The 22705-nt window shown below is 38.0% G+C and carries 23 protein-coding genes and 1 pseudogene; 22 read left to right on the forward strand and 2 right to left on the reverse strand.

The annotated features are described in order from the left end of the window. Nucleotides 1–14 precede the first annotated feature (14 nt). The 12 genes and pseudogenes from QFZ87_RS11650 to QFZ87_RS11705 all read left to right on the forward strand — a co-directional run bounded on the left by QFZ87_RS11650 (nucleotide 15) and on the right by QFZ87_RS11705 (nucleotide 12064). Nucleotides 15–665, forward strand: a complete 651-nt coding sequence (locus QFZ87_RS11650) for an HD domain-containing protein (RefSeq protein WP_309867826.1) — start codon at nucleotides 15–17, stop codon at nucleotides 663–665. Beyond that, entirely contained in the window at nucleotides 662–2551 is a 1890-nt protein-coding gene (locus QFZ87_RS11655; protein WP_309861297.1) for an ABC-F family ATP-binding cassette domain-containing protein, read from the forward strand. Before QFZ87_RS11650 ends, QFZ87_RS11655 begins: the two co-directional genes overlap by 4 nt. 10 nt (nucleotides 2552–2561) lie before the next feature. Continuing rightward, nucleotides 2562–3696, forward strand: a pseudogene (locus QFZ87_RS11660) (conserved virulence factor C family protein). Between the two features lie 72 nt (nucleotides 3697–3768). After that, entirely contained in the window at nucleotides 3769–4203 is a 435-nt protein-coding gene (locus QFZ87_RS11665; protein WP_309861299.1) for a BrxA/BrxB family bacilliredoxin, read from the forward strand. A gap of 54 nt (nucleotides 4204–4257) precedes the next feature. Beyond that, nucleotides 4258–5031 (forward strand): class I SAM-dependent methyltransferase, encoded by a 774-nt coding sequence (locus QFZ87_RS11670; protein ID WP_309861301.1) that lies wholly within the window; start codon nucleotides 4258–4260, stop codon nucleotides 5029–5031. Nucleotides 5032–5380: 349 nt separating this feature from the next. Beyond that, the gene (locus QFZ87_RS11675) at nucleotides 5381–5971 is read left to right on the forward strand and encodes a YpjP family protein (RefSeq protein ID WP_309861303.1); all 591 of its coding nucleotides are present in this window, start codon (nucleotides 5381–5383) and stop codon (nucleotides 5969–5971) included. 103 nt (nucleotides 5972–6074) lie between these two features. Next, nucleotides 6075–6656 carry a TerD family protein gene (locus tag QFZ87_RS11680; protein WP_309861306.1) on the forward strand — a complete coding sequence of 194 codons (582 nt, stop codon included), beginning with the start codon at nucleotides 6075–6077 and terminating at the stop codon, nucleotides 6654–6656. A 140-nt stretch (nucleotides 6657–6796) separates the two neighbouring features. Continuing rightward, nucleotides 6797–7567 (forward strand): TerC family protein, encoded by a 771-nt coding sequence (locus QFZ87_RS11685; protein WP_309861308.1) that lies wholly within the window; start codon nucleotides 6797–6799, stop codon nucleotides 7565–7567. An 82-nt stretch (nucleotides 7568–7649) separates the two neighbouring features. Further along, nucleotides 7650–8837: an HpcH/HpaI aldolase/citrate lyase family protein gene (locus QFZ87_RS11690; RefSeq protein ID WP_309861311.1), complete on the forward strand. Its 1188-nt coding sequence runs from the start codon at nucleotides 7650–7652 to the stop codon at nucleotides 8835–8837. Next, a complete protein-coding gene (locus QFZ87_RS11695) occupies nucleotides 8788–10134 on the forward strand; it encodes a phosphoribosyltransferase family protein (RefSeq protein WP_309861312.1) in 1347 nt (448 codons plus the stop codon). The genes QFZ87_RS11690 and QFZ87_RS11695 overlap by 50 nt, the downstream gene beginning before the upstream one ends. Nucleotides 10135–10145: 11 nt before the next feature. Then, nucleotides 10146–11267: a cysteine protease StiP family protein gene (locus QFZ87_RS11700; RefSeq protein ID WP_309861314.1), complete on the forward strand. Its 1122-nt coding sequence runs from the start codon at nucleotides 10146–10148 to the stop codon at nucleotides 11265–11267. After that, entirely contained in the window at nucleotides 11264–12064 is an 801-nt protein-coding gene (locus QFZ87_RS11705; RefSeq protein ID WP_309861319.1) for an HAD family hydrolase, read from the forward strand. The genes QFZ87_RS11700 and QFZ87_RS11705 overlap by 4 nt, the downstream gene beginning before the upstream one ends. On the opposite strand, the gene QFZ87_RS11710 is transcribed toward QFZ87_RS11705, so the two are convergent. Further along, complete coding sequence (locus QFZ87_RS11710) at nucleotides 12061–12306, reverse strand: hypothetical protein (protein ID WP_309861322.1); 246 nt, start codon at nucleotides 12304–12306, stop codon at nucleotides 12061–12063. The genes QFZ87_RS11705 and QFZ87_RS11710 overlap by 4 nt on opposite strands. A gap of 267 nt (nucleotides 12307–12573) precedes the next feature. Between QFZ87_RS11710 and QFZ87_RS11715 the strand changes: the two genes are divergently transcribed. The 6 genes from QFZ87_RS11715 (at nucleotide 12574) to QFZ87_RS11740 (ending at nucleotide 18019) form a co-directional block, all read left to right on the forward strand. Continuing rightward, the gene (locus QFZ87_RS11715; RefSeq protein WP_309861325.1) at nucleotides 12574–14211 is read left to right on the forward strand and encodes a YceG family protein; all 1638 of its coding nucleotides are present in this window, start codon (nucleotides 12574–12576) and stop codon (nucleotides 14209–14211) included. Between the two features lie 33 nt (nucleotides 14212–14244). Further along, on the forward strand, nucleotides 14245–15318 hold the full coding sequence (locus tag QFZ87_RS11720; RefSeq protein ID WP_309867829.1) for a toxic anion resistance protein: 1074 nt from the start codon (nucleotides 14245–14247) through the stop codon (nucleotides 15316–15318). A 48-nt stretch (nucleotides 15319–15366) separates the two neighbouring features. Next, nucleotides 15367–15978: a TerD family protein gene (locus QFZ87_RS11725; RefSeq protein WP_309861329.1), complete on the forward strand. Its 612-nt coding sequence runs from the start codon at nucleotides 15367–15369 to the stop codon at nucleotides 15976–15978. A gap of 32 nt (nucleotides 15979–16010) precedes the next feature. Beyond that, nucleotides 16011–16589 carry a TerD family protein gene (locus tag QFZ87_RS11730; RefSeq protein ID WP_308083468.1) on the forward strand — a complete coding sequence of 193 codons (579 nt, stop codon included), beginning with the start codon at nucleotides 16011–16013 and terminating at the stop codon, nucleotides 16587–16589. A 150-nt stretch (nucleotides 16590–16739) separates the two neighbouring features. After that, a complete protein-coding gene (locus QFZ87_RS11735; RefSeq protein WP_309861334.1) occupies nucleotides 16740–17534 on the forward strand; it encodes a thymidylate synthase in 795 nt (264 codons plus the stop codon). After that, nucleotides 17531–18019, forward strand: a complete 489-nt coding sequence (locus tag QFZ87_RS11740) for a dihydrofolate reductase (RefSeq protein ID WP_309861338.1) — start codon at nucleotides 17531–17533, stop codon at nucleotides 18017–18019. Before QFZ87_RS11735 ends, QFZ87_RS11740 begins: the two co-directional genes overlap by 4 nt. Nucleotides 18020–18078: 59 nt before the next feature. On the opposite strand, the gene QFZ87_RS11745 is transcribed toward QFZ87_RS11740, so the two are convergent. Further along, the gene (locus QFZ87_RS11745) at nucleotides 18079–18318 is read right to left on the reverse strand and encodes a hypothetical protein (protein WP_309861339.1); all 240 of its coding nucleotides are present in this window, start codon (nucleotides 18316–18318) and stop codon (nucleotides 18079–18081) included. A 313-nt stretch (nucleotides 18319–18631) separates the two neighbouring features. Between QFZ87_RS11745 and QFZ87_RS11750 the strand changes: the two genes are divergently transcribed. The 4 genes from QFZ87_RS11750 to QFZ87_RS11765 all read left to right on the forward strand — a co-directional run bounded on the left by QFZ87_RS11750 (nucleotide 18632) and on the right by QFZ87_RS11765 (nucleotide 22702). Next, the gene (locus QFZ87_RS11750; protein ID WP_066256906.1) at nucleotides 18632–18826 is read left to right on the forward strand and encodes a twin-arginine translocase TatA/TatE family subunit; all 195 of its coding nucleotides are present in this window, start codon (nucleotides 18632–18634) and stop codon (nucleotides 18824–18826) included. Nucleotides 18827–18949: 123 nt separating this feature from the next. After that, nucleotides 18950–19687, forward strand: a complete 738-nt coding sequence (gene tatC, locus QFZ87_RS11755) for a twin-arginine translocase subunit TatC (protein WP_309861344.1) — start codon at nucleotides 18950–18952, stop codon at nucleotides 19685–19687. Between the two features lie 220 nt (nucleotides 19688–19907). Further along, complete coding sequence (locus tag QFZ87_RS11760; protein ID WP_309861347.1) at nucleotides 19908–20984, forward strand: hydrogenase small subunit; 1077 nt, start codon at nucleotides 19908–19910, stop codon at nucleotides 20982–20984. Then, nucleotides 20981–22702 (forward strand): nickel-dependent hydrogenase large subunit, encoded by a 1722-nt coding sequence (locus QFZ87_RS11765; RefSeq protein WP_308083474.1) that lies wholly within the window; start codon nucleotides 20981–20983, stop codon nucleotides 22700–22702. Before QFZ87_RS11760 ends, QFZ87_RS11765 begins: the two co-directional genes overlap by 4 nt. The last annotated feature ends 3 nt before the right edge of the window (nucleotides 22703–22705 follow it).

Here is a 22705-nt window from a genome sequence, read left to right on the forward strand (position 1 = left end):
GAAAGTAGGTGCACATAGTGAAAAATCAAATCATCGATAAGACAGAGGCGTTTGTTCGTAACGAATTAGGTGAAGATGCAACAGGGCATGATTGGTTTCATGTTGACCGTGTTCGAAAGAATGCTTTACATATATGTAAGGAAGAAAAGCAAGGAAATCCATTTATTATTGAAATGGCCGCTCTGCTACATGATATCCCGGATGAAAAACTAAATGAAAGTGTCGAAAAAGGGAAAGCCAAACTGGATTCTTTTCTTCAATCAATCACACTTTCTAGTGAAGAACAATCTCATATCCTTCAAATAATCCAGTCTATTTCATATAAAGGCGGCAGTAAAACAGAATTAGTGTCTATAGAAGCTAAAATTGTCCAAGATGCTGACCGATTAGATGCTATTGGAGCAATTGGAATTGCAAGGGCGTTTGCATATGGCGGTAAAAAAGGACAGCAAATATACGATCCGAACATTCAAGTAAGGGAAAAAATGAGCCTGGAAGAATATCGAAAAGGGAAATCAACTAGCATCCATCATTTTTACGAGAAGCTGATAAAATTAAAAGATTTATTAAATACTCATGCAGCAAAAAGCATGGCTGAGAGTCGTCACCAAATGATGGGTCTATTTTTAGAACAATTTTTCCAAGAATGGGAGGGACAAGTATGAAAATGATCACTGTAGAGAATGTCTCGAAAACGTATGGCGAGAAACAACTCTTTAACAATATTTCATTTACAATCACTGAAAAAGAGCGGGTTGGTTTAATCGGAATAAATGGAACCGGGAAATCCTCCTTACTAAGCATTATCGCTGGTTTGGATCAGGCGGATGAGGGAAAGATTATTGCTGGGAAAGATTATACTATTTCGTTTTTAAATCAACAGCCAGACTTGGATGCAAGTAAAACAGTACTTGAGCAAGTTTTTCATGGCGAAGCACCAATATTAAAGCTAATGCGTGAATATGAAAAAACCTTGTTGTTACTTGACAAAGATCCTAACGACACGTCTAAACAAGAAGAACTTTTTCAATTACAAAAACAAATGGATGCATTAAATGCATGGGATGCGAGTACGAATGCCAAGTCAATCTTAATGAAATTAGGAATTGAAGATTTCACAAAGAAAATTGGTGAGCTTTCCGGCGGACAAAAAAAGCGGGTTGCCTTAGCACAAGTATTAATTGAAGAGCCAGATTTACTAATATTAGATGAACCAACAAACCATCTCGATTTTGACTCTGTCAAATGGCTGGAAGATTATTTAAGCAGATATAGCGGATCCATCCTTTTGGTTACACATGATCGTTACTTTTTAGATCGTGTGGCTAATAGAATGTTTGAATTGGATGGTGGAAATCTTTATAGCTATAAGGGCAACTATGCAGCCTTTTTAGAAGCCAAGGCCATTCGTGAAGAAAATGAAGCGGCAACTTTTGAAAAAAGAAAGAATCTTTTCAGACGTGAGCTTGAATGGATGAGGAGAGGTGCCAAAGCAAGAACAACCAAGCAAAAGGCTAGGATACAACGTTTTGAAGATCTTGATGATAAGCTTTCAAGTGGAAAATCCACAGGTGAGAAGCTTGATATTTCTTTACATGGAAGCAGGCTTGGTAAACAGGTTTTTGAACTAAAGAACGCATCTAAGAATTATACGGATAAAACAATCTTGAATCACTTTGATTTACTAGTAAAACCGGGTGACAGGATTGGTATTATTGGAAGAAATGGTGCGGGTAAATCGACACTATTAAATATACTTGCTAAAAAAATTCCGCTTGATGATGGGGAATTCATCATGGGGCAAACCGTGAAAATCGCTTACTATACTCAAGAAAGCGAAGACATGGATGAAAATAAGCGGATGATTGAATACATTAAGGAAACCGCCGAAATTGTTGAAACATCGGATGGAAAGACGATTTCGGCTGCACAAATGCTGGAACGTTTTCTATTCCCTCCATATTCTCATGGGACACCTATTCGAAAGATATCAGGTGGAGAAAAACGACGACTATATCTATTGAAGCTTTTAATGACAGCACCAAATGTTCTTTTGCTAGATGAACCGACAAATGATTTGGATACACAAACATTAACCGTTTTAGAAGATTATCTTGATGAATTCCCAGGAGTGGTTATAACAGTTTCCCATGATCGTTACTTCCTGGATAAGGTAGCTGAACAGCTTCTTGTCTTACGAGGTGAAGGGATTATAGATTCTTTTTACGGGAATTACACAGATTACCTTGAAAAAGAAACTGCTCTAGAAGTTCAAAAAACGAATACTGTACTAACCCAGCCTGTTAAAACTCCAGAAAAAGAAAAAAAGAAAAAAATGACTTATAAGGAGAAAAAAGAATGGGGAGAAATTGACGAGGTAATCGCAAACACTGAATCACGCTTAGAAGAAGTAGCTGAGCAAATGGCGAATATAGGCAGTGATTTTACAAAAGCACAGGGATTAATGAAACAGGAAGCAGAATTAAACGAAAAGCTAGAGCAATTAATTGAGCGCTGGTCGTATCTCGCAGAGCTTGCCGAAAACGAATGAGGTGATTGTGTTGAAAATTAAGGCGATTGAACCAACGCCAAGTCCAAATACAATGAAGATAATTCTAAACCAAGAACTCCCAATGGGAAAAAGTCATAACTATAAAAAAGAAAACGCAACTGATGCACCAATCATCATACAGGATATCTTACACATTGAGGGCATCAAGGGCGTCTATCATGTGGCAGATTTTCTGGCTGTTGAAAGGAATGCGAAATACGATTGGAAGGAATTATTGCCAAAGGTCCGAGGTGCCTTTGGGGAACTGGATGTAGAGGCGGCAAATACGAGAAAAGCGGATGAACACTTTGGTGAAATAAAGGTTGAAATTCAACTATTTAAAGATATTCCGTTGCAAGTGAAGTTGTCAGATAGTAACACTGAGCGCAGATTTGGGATGCCTGAATATTTCTTAAAAGCAAGAGAACAAGCCCAGCTTCCTGAAGATAATTATATTCTACTAAGAAAATGGAAGAATCAAGGGGTTCGTTACGGGGAATTTGAGCAAATTGGACAGGATGTGGTAGAAGAATTAATTGCAGCCTATCCTTTGGAACGACTTGAAGAGCTAGTCGAAAAAGCAAAGGCAAATGAACCAATGATAGAACAAAAGACTAGACCTATTCGAAAGAAAGTAACGGCTGAGGATTTAAATCATCCTGATTGGCAGATTCGTTACAAGGCTCTAGAACAAATGGAGGATCCTGAGTTGGAGGATTTGCTACTCCTTGAAAAAGCTTTATCAGATGAGAAACCATCTATTCGAAGACTTGCAACTGTATACCTTGGTATGATTAAAGAAAAGGACGTTTTACCTCTCCTGTATAAAGCACTTAAAGATAAGACTGTAACAGTCAGACGAACAGCAGGCGATTGTTTATCTGATTTAGGCTTCCAAGAAGCACAAGAAGAGATGATGAACGCACTGAAGGACCAAAGTAAATTAGTTCGTTGGCGGGCTGCGATGTTTTTTATTTGAGGTTGGAGATGAAAAGGCACTAGCTGCTTTAAAAGCTGCTGAGAATGATCAGGAATTTGAAGTGAGTTTGCAAGTTAAAATGGCCATCGAACGTATCGAAGGTGGGGAAGAAGCAAGAGGTTCTGTTTGGAAGCAAATGACAGAAGCGAGAAAAAACGAGGAATAATAGGATTAAATTGCAAACTCTTGATTGAGTATTGTATTCTAAGAGGGATAAAGAGAAACGGAGTGATCAATCATGTCAAATGCATATGAAGAATATATGAAACAAATGGTTTTACCAATGCGCCAAGAGTTGACTAGAGCAGGGTTCGCAGAGCTACAATCAGCAGAAGAAGTTGAGAAATTTATGAAAAATGCAAGTGGTACGACACTTGTAGTGGTGAATTCAGTATGTGGTTGTGCGGCTGGTTTAGCGCGTCCTGCAGCGACTCAAGCTGTATTAAATAGTGAAAAAAAACCTGACCATTTGGTTACTGTTTTTGCTGGACAAGATAAAGAAGCTACTGCTAGAATGCGTGAGTTCTTTGAGGGTATTGAGCCATCTTCACCATCAATGGCCCTGTTAAAGGATAACAAGGTAGTTCACTTTATTCCAAGACATGATATTGAAGGTATGCCAATGGAAATGGTTATGCAGAATGTAATGAATGCACTAGAGGCACATTGCTAAGGAGGATGTCATTCGACATCCTTTTCTTTTTTAAAGGGGTAAGTAGATGATGACATGTTTATAACTACTGCAGGAAGAACAAATCAGCAAATGATTGAAAAAGCTATTCATACAGCAAAAACTTTAGAAGTACCCTACGTGCCAAGAAAAAAGAAATCCATCTCTCTTTTACAGGAAGAATGGGACAGTAGGTGCCTTGTGGTAGGAAAGGATAGAATTGAACTTTTTGAAAAAGGGAGCACGCAGCCCTTTTTCTTCCATCCTAATTCAGCGATGTTCAGAATTAAGCGGTTGTTACAAGGAGATCACGACCCTTTTGCAGGTATCGCCAAGCTTTCAAAGGGGATGACCGTTTTGGATTGTACTCTTGGACTTTCCTCTGATGCGATTGTTGCAAGCTTCCTCGTTGGTGAAGAAGGGGAGGTAATAGGAATAGAAGGACAAAAATATTTGGCTTTCATCGTTCAGAAGGGGCTCCAAACATGGGATTCTGGTTTGGAAACTATGAATGAAGCGATGAAAAGAATAAAGGTCGTTCAAGATTCTGCTCTTGATTATTTGAAGAAACAGCCCAATGTTTCTGTAGACTGTGTTTATTTTGATCCGATGTTTGAGGAAAGTGTCCTTGAGTCGGATGGAATAAAGGCATTAGGTCAATTTGCAGTGTATGACGATTTAACAGAAGAATTGTTACAGGAAGCAAATAGGGTAGCTAAAACTCGAATTATATTAAAGGATCATTATAAAAGTACTCGATTTGAAAAATACGGTTTTCAAGTAGTTAAAAGAAAAACGTCTAAATTTCACTTTGGTGTGATTGATAAATAAGGCTGTGTTAAAGAACAGTGTTGATTTTTATACACTGTTGATTGGAGTGGAAGGCGCGAAGACTCCTGTGGGAGTACGGTTCAGGGGAGACCCCGCAGGCGCAAGCGCCGAGGAGGCTCGCCGAAACGCCCACGGAAAGCGAAGCGCCTGGAGCGGAAATCAACAGACAAGTTTAACAAAGCCATAAATAAAGAACTGAAAGCTCTTCGCTTCAGTTCTTTATTTATAACAATTATGAAAAATATGAAACTGGTTTTTCCATTTTTCTAAAAAAAGAAGTATAATATCTTTTAAGATACTAAAAATTCTAGTAAATATTAACTTCGATAGAATAAGGTGTGAACTAGTGATGAACAAGTGGCTTCGTAAACCGTTATTTGTATTGATTTCTATTTTAACCTTTGGTCTTGTTACACCAACACAGTTAATGAATTCTGTAAATGCGCAGAACTTCAAAGACATAGATGCATTTGAAGCGCCGGCAGATAGAAGTATTAACCGGCAAAATGAATTTTATGAAGAATCAGAGTTTAACCGGGAAGCATTTATGGAACAATTAATAAAGCAGGCAGAAATTCAGGCTTACCAAAAGTTTGGAACAAAAATTAAGCCTGTAATTGAAGATGAATTTCGCGAAGTTATTTTGCCTAATATTGAATTGGCCATTGCTCAAACGGCAGACCAAATCCCAGAAGAGGATCTGAAGAACCTAACAATTTCAGAACAGCCAGGTTCTGGTCTTTCAGAAAAAATATTTAATATTAAAAGCCGTTTAACAGGGAAGGATATTCTACGTTTCCATGTAAGACGTGACAATCCACCACAAGCAGGTTATTGGTTTAATTTTCATTATCATACCATTTATGATGACTATCAAAGCCATCATGAATTAGGATCAATCTACTGGGCTAAAAACACACCTCCTAAGTGGATGAGTTAGGTTTAGCAATTGCGAATGAGTACGAAAAAAATTTTTATAATAAATGAAACCTTTTTATGAGAAACTCGTAAATAGACTATTACCTAAAATGGAGGAATGAAAAATGGCAGTAAGTTTATCAAAAGGTCAAAAAGTTGATTTAACAAAAACAAATCCAGGATTAACGAATGTTGTAGTGGGACTTGGGTGGGATACTAATAAATATGACGGCGGAAATGACTTTGACTTGGATTCCTCTGTTTTCCTTTTAGGAGAAAACGGAAAAGTTACCAATGAAACTGACTTTGTTTTTTACAATAATCCTCAAGGAGCAAACGGAGCTGTTGTACATACTGGTGACAATCGCACAGGTGCTGGTGATGGTGATGATGAACAGGTGAAAATTAATTTAACAACTGTTCCAGCAAACGTTCAGCGTATTGCATTTACAATCACGATTCATGATGCTGAAAGTAGAAACCAAAATTTTGGTCAAGTTTCAAATTCCTATGCTCGAATTTTTAATGAAGCAACAGGAGAAGAATTAATTCGCTATGATTTAGGGGAAGATTTCTCAATCGAAACTGCGATTGTGGTTGGCGAGTTGTATCGTCATAACGGTGAATGGAAATTTAGTGCAATCGGCAGTGGTTATCAAGGTGGTTTAGCAGCGCTTGCAACTGATTTTGGTTTATCTGTAGGTTGATAATTAGAATGTAGAAGACCCAGGTGTTCATGGGTCTTTTTACAAAATGTATACTTCATTAAAATACTGAGCTAAAGCGCCTGAGACTTCTTTATAATCCAAGGCGCTTATGCTTTTCTACTCTAGGAGGAATTTTTTTAATGTCTGTTTTAAATCATATCTTAGACACATATTCTCAATTTTTTAATTGGAGTATGTGGGCAGAAGTATTAACAAATCCTGTAAGCTGGGGCTTGATTGGTACACTGGTTATTCTAGAAGGCTTACTATCAGCTGATAACGCGCTTGTTCTAGCAGTAATGGTTAAGCACTTGCCACCTGAAAAACGAAAGAAAGCTCTATTCTATGGATTATTAGGTGCCTATGCTTTCCGCTTCATTGCAATCGGAATTGGTGTATTCCTGATTAAGCTTTGGTGGGTAAAAATATTGGGAGCAGGCTATCTTGCATGGTTATCAATCAAGTACTTTATTGATAAACGAAAAGGTTCCGGAGGGGACGATGAAGAGGCTGAGGGCTTAAATCAAAGTGGTTTACTCATTCGCTTATTTGGTACTTTCTGGGGAACAGTTGTAGCGGTTGAATTAATGGATATTGCCTTCTCTGTGGACAGTGTTCTAGCTGCCTTTGGTGTAAGTGAACAGGTTTGGGTATTACTAGTTGGAGGTATGCTTGGCGTATTAATGATGCGAGGAGTTGCAGGTGTATTCTTAACCTTGATAGACCGTGTACCTGAGCTTGAAACGACAGCATATATCTTAATTTTAATTATTGCCTTAAAGATGCTTCTAGCTGTATTCCATATAGATATGGGACATTTAACGTTCTTTATAATCTTATTAGTGACATTTGGAGCTACATTTGTCGTTCACTTTATGAATAAAAAGAAAGAAGAAAGTAAAGGCAATTAATTTAATTTTATAATAATTTTAAAAGGGGAGCTGACGAAAGTCTGTTTCCTTTATTTTTTACCTTATAACGAGGAGAAATAAAATGAATTTTTTTACCTATTTCTATGAGGAGGAGCTTAATCGTTTCTTCTATAAAAGACCCCAAACCTTTAATAAATACACTAATCGTGAGCTGTTGTCATATGGATTAGGAGCAACCCTATACATGCCTGCAACACGCCCAAACATCCATCAAGAGATTCTTTCAAAAAAGCATGAGGGATTAACCTCGCTTGTTATCGATCTCGAAGATGCAGTGGGTGATAACGAGGTTGATAGAGCTGAAATGCTTCTTATGACGGAGTTGCTTAAACTATATGAAGAATTGAATAAAGGATTTTTAAGTTTTGTAGACTTACCGTTGATGTTTATTAGGGTTCGTAATATTGAGCAATTTAGGAGAGTAAACGAACAATTAGGAGAAGCGACCAAGCTTCTTACAGGGGTCGTTTTACCAAAGTTCACTGCAGAACGTAGTGAAGAATTATTAACTGAGGTCCTAAAAATTCATTCAAACGAGCACCCCTTTTATGCAATGCCAATCCTAGAGACAGCAACTGTCATCCAAAAGGAAACTAGAATGGAAGAATTAATGAATATTAAGCACCTACTCGACCGGTATAAGGACAATATTCTGAATGTTCGAATAGGCGCGACTGACTTTTGTGGGTTATATGGGATTAGGAGGAGTGCTGACACAACCGTATATGATATTGCTGTATTAAGAGATTGCATTTCAGATATAATAAATGTTTTTCAGAGATTTGATTGCCCATATGTAGTATCAGGGCCGGTATGGGAATACTTTTCAGCTAAAAAAAGAATGTTAAAGCCTCAGCTAAGGCAAACCCCTTTCCGTGAAAGATATGGTGATGAAGGGCTGAAGTGGAGAGCCAAATTAATAGATGAGAATACAGATGGTTTCATTCGGGAAGTCCTTATGGATATCGCAAACGGTTTGACAGGAAAGACGATTATCCATCCATCACATATTAAAATAGTTCAAGCTCTTAATGTAGTTTCCTATGAAGAATATATGGATGCGAAAAATATAATTGAAGCAGCAACAGGAAACATTGGAGTGTTTAAAAGTGACTTTTCTAATAAAATGAACGAGATAAAGCCTCACTATTATTGGGCAAAAAAAATGATCTTAAAATCACAGCTTTACGGGGTGTTACATGAAGAATTCACAACCATTGACCTTATCAAAAAAGAAGTATACGTTTAATATCCTTGATGCGATTGAAACAGAAGTAGAAATAGAAAAAAATATGTACGATTTACCAATTGATGAGCTTTTTACGATGGCTGCGAGAATCAATAAAAAGCGCTCGTTCCTATTTGTAAGCAAAGTATTAGGCAAACATTTACCCATCCAACCATATAAGGGTTTGCTGACGGCCGCTTTATTAGCTGTTAGATACATGGAATCGGTTAAGGGATTACATTGTGAGGAAAAAGAAGAGCTATTGTCACTATTTGCAAAAGAAGGAGGAACATACACCCATCTTCCGTTTGTGCCAAATTCGATTCAACCTGTTGTAATAGGGTTTGCAGAAACGGCTACTGCACTCGGTCATGCTTTTTTTGATTGTTTCTATAAAGCTGAATTCTTTCATACAACAAGAGAGGAAATGCGGGAGGAAAATCCAAACGTCACTTTTGAGGAAGAACATTCACATGCCACCTCCCACCGGTGCTACATTCCAAATAATATGATTAATAACGAACGGGAAATTATTCTAGTAGACGATGAAATAACAACTGGGAAAACAGCATTAAATATCATCCAGTCTATTCATGCAAATTACCCAAGAGAAGAATATACAGTTGTTTCCATATTGGATTGGCGTTCGCAAGAAAATAAAAATAGATTTAAGCAGCTTGAGAAGGAACTGGGTATAAAGATTCACGTGGTAAGTTTAGTAGCTGGTCATGTACAAATTAAGCAGCATAAAGAAATTATTAGTGAAACTCCCGAAAATAATGGCAATAATAAGGCGGAGCAGTCTGTAGAATTACTGCAATTGTCTCCTTTATTTACCCCAGTACCATTTTCCTCTAAGACGAATGGGAATAAGACCCCATATATCCTAGAAACGGGTCGGTTTGGTCTCCGTAGTTATGAAAACTCTTTTCATGAAAAAATATCGGAGGCAGCTTGTTACTTAGAGCAAAAAAGGACAGGTAAAAAAACACTTTGTTTAGGTACAGGGGAGTTTATGTATCTTCCTATGCAGCTTGCTTCTAAAATGGGAAAGGGTGTGTATTATCACTCTACCACTAGAAGTCCAATACATGTAGAAAACAAAATGGGATACGGGGCTCAGTTCGGCGTGGCATTTCCCAATCCTGAAGATTTAACAATTACTAATTTTGTTTATAACATTCCACCAGATTATTATGATGAAATATTTATTTTTTTTGAGAGAGAAGTAGAGTTAGAGAATCTCCAGCCCTTACTAAACGAACTTAAACGTATAGGGGTGCCATCAATAAAGATCGTCTTTTTTTCTAAAAGTTAGAGGTGAAAGAAATGCAAAAAGCAGTCAATAAGCCTGCAAAAATGGGGACATACCATGAAGATGATGTGCTTTTCTTACTTAAAGATTTAAGTGAAATAAAGCTTGAGGACTCAACAGCAAACCGGGAATTGATGGTTCAATCAGGGATGCATTATAGCGAATCATTACCTATCGAGTACCAGCCTCCAGAAGAATATGTTGATTTATTCTGGAAAACATTGATGGAATACAAACAAAAAGTGGCTTTGTGTGTAGGGATTGTGGCGGAACAAATCTACCAAATAAAAGAGAATAAGACTGTTCTCGTTTCTTTAGCACGAGCCGGAACTCCTGTAGGAATATTGATTAAGAGATATCTTAAATTCCGATACAATGTATCTTTGCCCCATTATAGCATCTCTATTATCAGAGATCGGGGAATCGATGAAAAAGCCCTTCAGTATATTATCAGTGAGCATCCGAATGGTGCCATTCAATTTGTTGACGGCTGGACAGGAAAAGGGGCTATTTCGATTGAATTAACAAAGGCCTGTCAGGAATTTGAACGAAAGTACGGGATCAAGCTTGATGACACACTTGCGGTTATTGCAGATCCAGGCTACTGTACAACTCTATTTGGTACGAGGGAGGATTTCTTAATTCCGAGTGCATGTTTAAATTCAACTGTTTCCGGTCTTGTTAGCAGGACTGTACTAAATAAATCATACATTGGAAAAGACGATTTTCACGGTGCTAAATTCTACAGGGATTTGCTTCCCGCTGATGTGTCAAATGAATTTATCCAGCTAATCTCTACTGAGTTTTCTATGATTTGGGAGGAAGCGGCCGATGTTTCATCGCAAAAGAAACACGAAAAAATAGAAACGGGATTTTTAGGGATGCAGGATGTAATGAAAATCCAAGAGGAATTCGCCATTGAGAACACGCATTATATAAAACCTGGAGTAGGAGAAACAACGAGGGTTCTTCTGCGCAGGGTTCCATGGAAAATTCTCATGCGTGATCCTTCAAGCCCATTTGTTAAACACATTCTCATGCTTGCCGAGGAAAAAGGGGTTGAGGTCGTGGAATATCCTGAGTTACGTTATTTATGCTGCGGCATAATTAAGTCGGTGAAGGAGAATAAAAAATGATATTTGCATCTGACCTTGACCGAACCATCATTTATTCAAAAAGAGCAATGGATGATCTAGAAAAACAACCTGAAGGGCAACTGAAGCTGGTTGAAATAAAAGATGGTGAACAGGTTGCCTTTATGACAAAAGAAGCCTTTATTGCCCTTAAAAGAATTTCTCAGAGAAGTTTGTTTATTCCCGTTACAACGAGGACAACAGATCAGTTTAGCAGATTATCTATTTTTAAAAACGAGATTGAATTCAAATACGCCATAACTACAAATGGGGCTGTTATTTTAGAACATGGGAAGCCTGTAGAGGGATGGACAGAGTATGTGAAAAATAGATTGAGAATGGAATCCGCTTTAGAAAAGGAACTACTGTCTATTTTTCAAAGAGAGGGAATCCGTTTTGATGGGATAAAAAAGCAGGCGGGGAATCTTTTTTTCTATTTTATTTTAAATAGCTTTCCATCAACAGTCGAGTTGCAATTAATGAATGATACAGCAAGAAAGGTTGGCTGGAGAATTTCACTACAGGGGCGAAAACTATATTTTATACCGCTGGCAATTAGTAAAGGAAGTGCACTTGAATATATCTGTCAAACAGAAGGGGCCAAAGCAATAGCAGGTGCGGGGGACTCCATATTAGATTGGGATTTTCTTCAAAATTGCCAATATCGGTTCGTTCCCAACCATGGTGAGCTTGCTAAGGCGACAGATACGAGTGATCTTATTTTTACTAAAAGTCGTGGGATATGTGCGGGTGAAGAAATTCTCCAACAGGTTTTAGAACTGTTGCCACTTAAAGTTTAATTCTTTTTCATCAACCTATTAAAAACAAAAAAGTATAGGCAGGCAAATAGACTGTAAAAAGCAAAAAAGAAAAGAATGGACATGACAAGTGAATGCATAACGGGGAATAGAAGCAGGGTAAAGATGATACTGAAAATAAATAAGTCCAAGTAAATAAATATATCAGATACCATTACTTCCATTACATTATTTAATTCCTCTTGAATGTGCTCCATCCTTGGACGTTTATAGAGAAATCTCATTCGAGTCACCTACTTTAGTATGAGTACTCAAATAGTATGTAAGGACAAGAAAAAAGGTGAAAAATGAAGAAATCACTTTAATAACGAAACATTTTTGAAGCACATTCGTATTAACAAATGAACCAATTAAATAACTGTGATATGATGATAAGGAACCTTACATAATTTTCTATTATTATGCGGAAGTGCTTAAGTGCTGAAGCAGGACAAAGTATATAGATCTTCTTTGGAAAATAAGCTTTCGCTTCTAGAGGGAAGGGATTATGAATGTATCCACCATTAAATCAATTGAACGTCCGTCCTATATCCCTAACGTATGAAAATTGGTTTGATCTGTTAAAAAAAACCTTACCAGAACGGCCCCATTTTTCATTAGAAAATGGAACCATCCAGATCGGGCAAGTACTGGGTAAATTTCTAGGGATTCCAATTGACACGGATGAATACTACAACCAGTTATTTGATTATGTAAACTCGGAAGAATGGGGGTTACAGTTATTAAGTGAGGATTCACTTGATAAAACAATAAATAACACGTATTTTCAGTCCATTCAAAAAGTGATCAATATTAATCAAGAGCAAAAATTGTCAATTAACCGCTTTGCTGCCTTTCTTGATGGGGAGCAGCTTTTGTTAAAGTCAAAAGTACCGGTCATTCACCGGAAATTAAGGGAAGCGATGATTGCGACACTTGAATTGTACGCTACCCTTGAGAAGGATGGACTTAAGAATCACGAACTAAGGCGAGTTCTCGTTGATTTGGTGAAGTGGTCAATCAATCATTTACAGTCACAATTAGACCATGCGGATCCTGAGAGGGCCATGCCCAAATATCTGTGGTATGGCAAGTTTAAGAGAAGTCATCAATATTTTTTATATTATTTAATAAAGCTTGGCTGTGATATCGTCGTTTTTGATCCAGAGGGTAAAGATATACTAGCAGGTTTCGTTTCTGAACCGGTCTTCACTCATCACTATCCAAATAAACTTCCTGCAGAGACCTTTCCTAAGGAAAGAAGGAACAGGAAATCAACGGTTGCCTATCGGGCCTCAAAAGAGATTGAGACGATTTTAAACCAAGAAGGATCGGGACTTTATAAACCATGGCAGCTAAGGGAATATACTCCATCTTCCATTACGTTAAAAACTACATATGATGAGCTATTTATCCTTAGTAAAGAGATAGCAATGATTCGTCCTGATTTTGAGGTAGGTGAGGGAAAAGTTAAGATTCCCTCTATTTTTGCTAAAGTCCAGGGTGTGAGTAAGAATCGTAAAGAATATTGGGACCGCCTTCAATCTCTTAGTCAGTTGGAGCACAGTTACCTTATTCGACAACTACCATTTACGATGCAGAGTACCAGCGATTTTCGCTTCCATTACCGAAATGCCCTTGGGAAGGATGACTTGCTAGTCCCTGAAAAAATGATGCAGGCACACTATTGGCCCTATTCATTCTTAGCATCTGGATTACAAAAGGGAATCGCTCATGCGATTAGGAAAATCTGTGAGAAACCAGGTTTAAAGTCTTTGCCGATGGAAAGTTTAGAAGATGTGAAAATGTACTTGTTTACTCAGGCTCTATTTATGCCAAAAAGGATCATTCAATTGCTTGAGAGATTTGATTATTCCCAGCAGGTTCCTAAATTGATTATCTTTAATAATGAATTATCCGGCATGCTTTCAAGGTCGGATGCAGCATTGCTTCTGCTCTTAAATCAATTTGGGATAGATATCATCCTTTATAATCCACCAGGCCATAATGACATTGAAAATTTTATCGATGAACGATTATTCGATAAACACTGGCTTGAGGAAATGGTCTTTGATTTGGAATATAAAGAGCCTTCTGTTTTTAAAAAGGGGCTTTTTCAAGGAATACTAAAAAACTTAAGGGGAGATTAAGTAGTGACTTTACCATCAAATCAAGCTAGCGGTATGATGCCAATAAGCGATAATGACCAACTATCAGAGACAAAAGCTTCTGATATTAAGCTAGCACTCCGTAAAGAACCAGAAGTTCAAAATTTAGTACGTACGATTGATGAGCGAGACCAAATTCAAGTGTTGGAATTCGGGAAAGAACCAGCCGTGCAAATTTCTCGCTTTTCCGATCAGATTCTCAGCAATATGCGGACAACAAAAGTAGAAGATTCCGGTGAACTTCTGAAACAGCTTGGACGCATCATGGATAAATTTGATGCTAAGGACTTTCAAAAGACATCTGGTGGTATTTTCGGAAAGCTATTTAAAAAGGGCGAAAAAATGGTAGAAAAGCTTTTTGGAAAATACCAGACGATGGGCTCTGAAATCGACAAGATTTATATCGAGATCTCCAAATACCAGCATGAGATGGTTGATTCAACCAATATGCTTGAACAAATGTATGAGCAAAACTACCAATACTATTTGACACTTGAAAAGTACATTGTTGCGGGTGAAATGAAAGTAGAGGAGCTGAAGAACAATCAGCTGCCACAGCTAGAATCACGGGTGGCATCAGGAGATCAATTAGCATCCATGCAGTTAGATACATTAAAAAATGTCATCGAGCTACTAGAACAGAGAATATATGACCTAGAAATGGCGAAAATGGTGTCGCTCCAGACAGCACCACAAATACGATTATTGCAAAGAGGGAATACAAAGCTGATAGGAAAAATTAATTCAGCGTTTGTGACGACGATCCCTATTTTTAAAAATGGATTAATTCAAGCTGTTGCAGCGAAGCGTCAGAAGCTTGTTGCTGATTCTATGAGTGAGCTTGACCGCAGAACCAATGAAATGCTGCTTAAAAATGCTCAGAATATTTCACAACAGAGCACTGATATTGCAAGGCTGGCAGGCGGTCCTAGCATTAAAATTGAAACAATTGAAGAGTCTTGGAATATCATCATCAAGGGTATGCAGGAGACAAAGGCAATTGAAGAAGAAAATAAACGGTTGCGTGTGGAAGGTACAAAACGTTTAGAGCAGTTACAAGAAAACTTTAAGAGATTGAAACAATCATAATTATTTTTATTGTGATAATTTAAAAAAATCTAATTTGAGGTGAATGACATGGCTATTAATTTACAAAAAGGGCAGCGAGTGGATTTAACGAAAGGAAATCCAGGACTTACTAAAATCCTGGTAGGATTAGGTTGGGATCCAGTTCAAAGCGGAGGAGGCGGCGGCTTGTTTGGCGGTTTGTTCGGCGGCGGCAGTGCTCCAAATGTTGACTGTGATGCGTCAGTTATTATGCTTGGTTCGAATGATAAGCTTCAGAATAATAAAGATGTTATCTATTTTGGTAATTTACGAAGCAATGACGGCAGTGTACAACACTCAGGAGACAACTTGACAGGGGATGGAGACGGTGATGACGAGCAGGTAATGATTGACTTAAGTAGAGTGCCGTCAAACATACAGAAACTTGTATTCGTTGTTAATATTTATGACTGTGTGAAAAGAAAACAGCATTTTGGAATGATTCGAAATGCATTCATTAGGGTAGTAAATCCTTCTAATAACCAGGAATTGATCCATTACAATCTAACTGACAATTACAGTGGATTAACATGTCTTGTGACAGGTGAACTATACCGACATGGAAATGAGTGGAAGTTCGCTGCGATCGGTAGCGGTACAAATGCAGCTAGCCTTAGTGAAGTGGTTCGTTCTTATAGTTAATTTGTTATTATTGTCAAAATGAGGTGATACATTTGGGAATTAATTTATCAAAAGGACAAAGAATCGACTTAACGAAAACAAATCCCGGATTAACGAAGGTCATCATCGGACTTGGCTGGGATACAAATCGCTATCATGGCGGAAATGATTTTGATCTTGATGCATCGGCATTTTTAGCAGATGCCAACAGCAGGGTGACGGAAGATCTGGACTTTATTTTTTACAATAACTTGGTGCATACTTCAGGTGCCGTTGAACATACTGGCGACAACCGCACGGGTGAGGGTGACGGGGATGACGAGCAAATTAAGATTGATTTTAGTAAGGTTCCATCCCATATTAGTCGGATTGCCATTACTGTAACCATCCATGATGCTGAAGCGAGAAACCAGAATTTTGGCCAAGTCAGTAATGCCTTTGCTCGGGTAGTCGACGAAGAAACAAACCGTGAAATCCTAAGATTTGATCTGGGTGAAGACTTTTCTGTTGAAACTGCTGTTGTGATTTGTGAGCTTTATCGTCACAATGGTGATTGGAAATTCAATGCAGTAGGTAGTGGTTTTGCAGGAGGCTTGGCTGCCCTATGTAGAAACTTTGGATTAGAAGTATAAATATTAAAACTAGAGGCGGGCATTGTGCAAGCCTCTTTTCTTTGGAATGCACCGAAAACATTTCTATCTAATGACCAACTTCATTAAACTTCAGGAAACCTTTTATGTTAAAATGAAAAAATATGAATGACAGGAAGGGGAGTGTACGAAGTGAAGCAATATTTAGAGTTATGTGAGCATGTATTAAAAAATGGTACCGTAAAAGGGGACCGAACGGGGACTGGAACGGTTAGTACGTTTGGGTATCAAATGAGATTTAATTTAGAGGACGGATTTCCACTAGTAACTACAAAAAAACTACATCTAAAATCTATTATTTATGAATTACTATGGTTTTTAAAAGGCGATACCAATGTTCGTTACCTTCAGGAAAATGGGGTACGAATATGGAATGAATGGGCAGATGAATTTGGGGAGTTAGGACCTGTATATGGACACCAATGGAGGTCATGGACAGGCGCAGACGGAAAAACAGTCGATCAGATTAGTGAGCTAATCCATCAGATAAAAACAAATCCAAACTCTAGAAGACTATTGGTCAATGCCTGGAATGTCGCAGAAATCGACCATATGGCATTACCTCCGTGTCATTGTATGTTCCAATTTTATGTTGCTGATGGAAAGTTATCCTGTCAGTTATATCAACGTTCAGCGGATGTATTTCTTGGAGTACCATTCAATATTGCTTCCTACGCACTTTTAACATATATGATTGCTCAAGTGTGTGATTTAAAGCCTGGTGAATTTATTCATACCTTTGGAGATGTTCATATTTATCAAAATCATCTAGAACAAATCAAGCTCCAATTAGGAAGAGAGCCCAAGAGGCTGCCAACTCTAAAAATTAATCCAAATGTAAAGGATATTTTTTCTTTTGAATTTGAAGATTTTACATTAGAAGGATATGAAGCCCACCCACATATCAAAGGAGCTGTCAGTGTATGATTTCTTTTATCGTTGCAATGGACGAAAATCGAACGATTGGAAGAGAAAATCAGTTACCCTGGCATTTACCGGAAGACTTGAAATTTTTTAAGAGGGTGACGATGGGCCACCCAATTGCAATGGGGAGAAAAACGCACGAGAGTATTGGTCGTGTCCTACCAGGCAGGGAAAATATTGTGATTACCCGTCAGGAAGGCTACCAAAGCGAAGGCTGTACGATGTTTTACTCGGTTGAGGAGTTTGTGAACTATTGCCGAGATGTGGACGATGAAATATTTGTCATTGGCGGAGCGGAAATTTTCCGTAAGGCATTTCCATATGTTGACTGCTTGTACCTAACGCTAATACATGAATCATTTGAAGGGGATACATACTTTCCTCCATTTGACATAAGTCAGTGGGAGCTAACATCCTGCGAAAAAGGGCCAAAAAACGAAAAGAATCCATATGATTATGAATTTAGGATTTATAAAAGGAAAGTTTAGAAGGTTTCAATCATAAAAAATAAGCATCAGCAATTTTTGCTGGTGCTTTCTTTTCTCTATTAAAAATAGGAACCATTGACTTCGTAATCGGCTAATTTCGCTAGCATACCTCTAAATTCATGTGGATGGCAAAACTCTTCTTCATGAAAGTGCTTTTTCACCCAAGCAATTAACTCATTTGAGCTATTAAAATATTCCCCACTTCGATCACTTTTTCGAATGGTGTATCTGCCATTGTCATCATCAATAGTTACCTCAACAGGGAGAGCTCCATCAAAACTGCATAGTGAAAATTCCATCCTCATCACATCCATTCCATATAATTTCCTTTAGTATATGTCCTTATGGTTCAAATTATATGCAAAAAAAGTATAGTTGTCAAAATATTTTAAAAATTCTATCATAAAAATGATCATTGACTTAAATAGAGGTAATTGTTAAATTGTCTATAGTGTTATAAAACAAAGTTGGAAATGCTAAAAATCACTCTGCTGTTAGTTTTACACGATTTTGTGAATTTACTATGAATTTTGTTGGATATTTAACGCAAATTGGTTTTTCAATACTATAATCATAGTAGAAATATACAACACTTGAAGGGGATGTAAATCCATGTTTTCAAATATCGGAGTACCCGGACTAATTTTGATCTTAACTCTCGCTCTTATCATTTTTGGACCAAAGAAGCTTCCTGAAATTGGACGTGCGTTTGGGCAAACATTAAAGGAATTTAAAAAGTCGACACGTGAACTTACAGATGATGTAATGAAGGATATTGACGAAGAAAAGAAAAACTTGACAAAATAAGGTGTAAGATTTCGTGTCTTGCACCTTTTCTTCTCGGAATTTTAACTATAAATACATGCGAAAGCTTGTTAATTAATGCAGACAAGAAACATTTTCAACCTTTGAAATTGGTAGGGGAAGTACATGGAAGATAAAGAATTAAATTTAGTTGATCACTTGGAAGAACTACGTAAGCGGATTATTATTTCCGCACTCGCTTTTATCGTCTTTTTTGCCTTCGGTTTTATTTATGTAGATGATATTTATAAATGGTTCGTTCGCGACCTTGAAGTGAAATTAATGGTACTTGGACCAAGTGACATTATTTGGATTTATTTTATGTTAGCAACTGTTGTAGCAGTTGCTGGGACGATACCGGTTCTAGCATTACAAATCTGGTTGTTTGTAAAGCCAGCTTTAAGACCAGTAGAAAGAAGAATCACGCTTTCATACGTACCAGCCTTATTCTTTTTATTTTTAATTGGTCTATCATTTGGTTATTTTGTTATTTTTCCAATGGTTCTTAAATTCTTAGTGAATATTGGCGGTGATATGTTTGTTACCAATTTCACGGCTGATCGATATTTTAGTTTTATTATGAATATGACATTACCATTTGGGGTGTTGTTTGAACTCCCGGTTGTTGTTATGTTTTTAACCTCACTTGGAATTATTAACCCGTTTGTATTGGCAAAGATACGGAAGTATGCCTACTTTGTTCTTATTATTATAGCTGTGGTCATTACACCTCCAGACTTTATGTCCGATTTTGTTGTAACCCTGCCACTGTTACTGCTTTATGAAATTAGTATTAACCTTTCTAAATTTGTTTACCGAAAACGGTTGAAGAAACAAAAGGAAGATGAATTAATAGAAGCATAGGAAAATGTAAAGACCTTAAGGGATTAATTCTCTTAAGGTCTTTTTTTATTGGGTATATTTTCCGATATTTTCAACTTATTAAAAGAAAATATTGTAAAAATGCAGTTAAGGATACTTTGTGTACTTTTTTGAAAATTCAAGACGAATGGCCTAGTGTTATACTACAATTTCTTTGAAATCAAGTAATATTTATTTTCATGATAGGTGGAGGGGAAAGCGGATGAAGAGACAGAAAACAGTATACGAAGCCGCGATCGACCATGGCTTTAGCAGGCGTGACTTTCTAAAAATGTGTACTGCACTTGCTGCTACATTAGGTCTAGAATTCACGCAGTCTGATCAAGTGGTGAAAGCCATGGAAACAAAATCAAGAGTACCGGTTGTATGGCTGCAATTCCAGGATTGCACAGGTTGTTCCGAATCTTTCATACGATCATCACAACCAAAGACTGAAAGCGTTTTACTCGAAATGATTTCACTGGAATATTCAGAAGTGCTTTCCGCAGCTTCAGGGCATCAGGTTGAAGCTTCCATGAAACAAGTATTAAAGGATTATAAAGGGGAGTACATACTAGCTGTTGAAGGAAGTATCCCTGATGATGATGCGTTCTTAACTGTTGCAGGACAATCGGCAAAAGAAACCTTCCTAGAAATGGCAGCAGGGGCAAAGGCTATTGTCGCTTATGGTTCTTGTTCGTCATGGGGAGGAATTGCTGCTGCACATCCAAATCCAACGGGTGCCAAGCCAGTTACAAGCTTTGTAAAGGATACTTCAACTATTCTTGTACCGGGATGTCCGCCCATTTCAGAAGTAATGACGGGAGTGATTGCTCACTTTATTACATTTGGTAAATTACCAGAATTAGATCAATTCGGACGCCCAAAAGCTTTCTATCGTCACCGTATACATGACAAATGCAATAGACGAGCCTATTTCGATGCGGGATTATTTGTGGAATCGTTCGACGATGAAGGGGCTAAACAGGGTTATTGCTTATATAAAGTGGGCTGTAAAGGTCCAACCACCTATAACTCTTGTGCAGAAATGCGCTGGAATGGTGGGGTTAGCTATCCGATTCAATCTGGTAATCCTTGCTTTGGATGTTCAGAAAAAGATTTCTGGGATAATGGTCCATTCTATACAAGAAGAGCGAAAATACCAGGAACGCAAACAACAATTGAACCTGATGAGGTCGGGTTAGCAGCCATTGGATTAACAGCAGCTGGTATTGCTGTTCATGCAACTGGAACGGTAATAAAGAAGAAGAGAGACGACAAACGGGGTGAGGAAGAATGAGTGAACGAATAGTAGTGGACCCAATAACAAGAATAGAAGGTCACCTTCGTGTTGAAGTAGATGTAGATGAAAAGGGCGTAATAAAGGAAGCGTATAGTTCAGGAACAGCTGTCCGTGGTCTTGAGTTGATTGTAAAAGACCGAGATCCGAGGGATGTCTGGGCATATGTGCAGCGTATTTGTGGTGTTTGTACGACAGTACATGCATTGGCATCGATTCGTTCTGTTGAAGATGCCTTAAAAATAAAGATTCCGAGAAATGCACATTTAATAAGAGACATAATGAATGAAGCGTTATTTGTTCACGACCATATCGTCCATTTCTATCACCTTCATGCCCTGGATTGGGTAGATGTCGTAAGTGCAATCAGTGCCAATCCCGCAGAGACATCTAAGCTGGCTCAATCCATTTCAAGCTGGCCAAAATCATCGCCAGGGTACTTTACAGATGTACAAAACAAAGTAAAAAAACTCGTTGAAAGTGGTCAACTAGGTATTTTTGCAAACGGTTATTGGGGGCATAAAGCCTATAAACTTCCACCTGAAGTAAACCTATTGGCTGTTGCGCACTACCTGGAAGCATTAGATTGGCAAAAGGAAATCGTTAAAATTCATACCATTTTTGGCGGCAAAAATCCTCATCCGCATTATGTAGTTGGTGGAATGGCGACTCCTCTCGATATTGATAGCGATAATGGAGTCCATGCTGAACGACTCATGCATGTATCACAATTAATTGATCAAGCCCGGGAATTTGTGAATCAAGTATATATTCCTGACTTACTCGCTATAGGCTCCTTTTATAAGGATTGGACGTATGGCGGCGGCTTAAATAATTATCTTTGCTATGGAGATTTCTCTACAGGGGACATCTATGATACAAAGCTATATCGCATGCCAAGAGGAATTGTTTTAAATGGCAATTTGAATGAAGTGTTGGATGTTGATTTAAAGGATCCTAAACATGTTCAGGAGTTTATTGACCACTCCTGGTATACCTACGATGGAAATGAAGGCGGAAAAGGTAAGCATCCATTCGAAGGAGAAACGACCTTTAATTACACAGGACCGAAAGCACCGTTTAAAACATTGGATACTGACAAACAGTATAGCTGGCTAAAGGCACCGCGCTGGAAAGAGCATCCAATGGAAACAGGACCACTTGCAAGGATGATCGTAGGTTATGCAGCTGGAAAAGAAGAGATTGTAAATATCGTAGATGAAACATTGAAAAAGCTGGATTTGCCAATCACAGCCTTACAATCAGCATTAGGACGTACCGTTGCCAGGGGACTTGAAACGGTATTAATTTCCGGATGGTTGCGTAATGACATGGATGAATTATTAAAAAATGTGAAAAGCGGAAACCAAACTACCTTTGATCGGACAAAATGGGAACCAAGTACGTGGCCGGAACGGGCCAAAGGCGTAGGCTGGATGGAAGCACCACGCGGCGCACTTGGCCATTGGATTGATATCAAGGATGGGAAAACACATAACTACCAGGCCGTTGTTCCTTCCACATGGAATGCCTCACCTCGTGATCATAAAAACAATATCGGGGCATATGAGGCAGCGCTTAAAGGAACACCGATGTTGAATAAGGAACAGCCATTAGAAATTATGAGGATAATCCATTCCTTTGACCCTTGTCTTGCATGTGCTGTCCACTTAACCGATTTGGAAACTAATAATACGACCGAAATTCGTTTAGGTTAGGAG

Origin of the sequence: Bacillus sp. SLBN-46, from assembly GCF_031453555.1 — a bacterium.
Classification (GTDB): domain Bacteria; phylum Bacillota; class Bacilli; order Bacillales; family Cytobacillaceae; genus Neobacillus.

Bases quoted from the DNA above. Each gene is read 5' to 3' on its own strand.
- QFZ87_RS11695 (WP_309861312.1), top strand. From the start codon at position 8,788: ATGAAGAATTCACAACCATTGACCTTATCAAAAAAGAAGTATACGTTT.
- QFZ87_RS11740 (WP_309861338.1), top strand. From the start codon at position 17,531: ATGATTTCTTTTATCGTTGCAATGGACGAAAATCGAACGATTGGAAGA.
- QFZ87_RS11655 (WP_309861297.1), top strand. From the start codon at position 662: ATGAAAATGATCACTGTAGAGAATGTCTCGAAAACGTATGGCGAGAAA.
- QFZ87_RS11765 (WP_308083474.1), top strand. From the start codon at position 20,981: ATGAGTGAACGAATAGTAGTGGACCCAATAACAAGAATAGAAGGTCAC.
- QFZ87_RS11670 (WP_309861301.1), top strand. From the start codon at position 4,258: ATGTTTATAACTACTGCAGGAAGAACAAATCAGCAAATGATTGAAAAA.
- QFZ87_RS11700 (WP_309861314.1), top strand. From the start codon at position 10,146: ATGCAAAAAGCAGTCAATAAGCCTGCAAAAATGGGGACATACCATGAA.
- QFZ87_RS11665 (WP_309861299.1), top strand. From the start codon at position 3,769: ATGTCAAATGCATATGAAGAATATATGAAACAAATGGTTTTACCAATG.
- QFZ87_RS11675 (WP_309861303.1), top strand. From the start codon at position 5,381: ATGAACAAGTGGCTTCGTAAACCGTTATTTGTATTGATTTCTATTTTA.
- QFZ87_RS11690 (WP_309861311.1), top strand. From the start codon at position 7,650: ATGAATTTTTTTACCTATTTCTATGAGGAGGAGCTTAATCGTTTCTTC.
- QFZ87_RS11710 (WP_309861322.1), bottom strand. From the start codon at position 12,306: ATGAGATTTCTCTATAAACGTCCAAGGATGGAGCACATTCAAGAGGAA.
- QFZ87_RS11680 (WP_309861306.1), top strand. From the start codon at position 6,075: ATGGCAGTAAGTTTATCAAAAGGTCAAAAAGTTGATTTAACAAAAACA.
- QFZ87_RS11760 (WP_309861347.1), top strand. From the start codon at position 19,908: ATGAAGAGACAGAAAACAGTATACGAAGCCGCGATCGACCATGGCTTT.
- QFZ87_RS11750 (WP_066256906.1), top strand. From the start codon at position 18,632: ATGTTTTCAAATATCGGAGTACCCGGACTAATTTTGATCTTAACTCTC.
- QFZ87_RS11685 (WP_309861308.1), top strand. From the start codon at position 6,797: ATGTCTGTTTTAAATCATATCTTAGACACATATTCTCAATTTTTTAAT.
- QFZ87_RS11720 (WP_309867829.1), top strand. From the start codon at position 14,245: ATGATGCCAATAAGCGATAATGACCAACTATCAGAGACAAAAGCTTCT.
- QFZ87_RS11705 (WP_309861319.1), top strand. From the start codon at position 11,264: ATGATATTTGCATCTGACCTTGACCGAACCATCATTTATTCAAAAAGA.
- QFZ87_RS11715 (WP_309861325.1), top strand. From the start codon at position 12,574: ATGTATCCACCATTAAATCAATTGAACGTCCGTCCTATATCCCTAACG.
- tatC (WP_309861344.1), top strand. From the start codon at position 18,950: ATGGAAGATAAAGAATTAAATTTAGTTGATCACTTGGAAGAACTACGT.
- QFZ87_RS11725 (WP_309861329.1), top strand. From the start codon at position 15,367: ATGGCTATTAATTTACAAAAAGGGCAGCGAGTGGATTTAACGAAAGGA.
- QFZ87_RS11745 (WP_309861339.1), bottom strand. From the start codon at position 18,318: ATGGAATTTTCACTATGCAGTTTTGATGGAGCTCTCCCTGTTGAGGTA.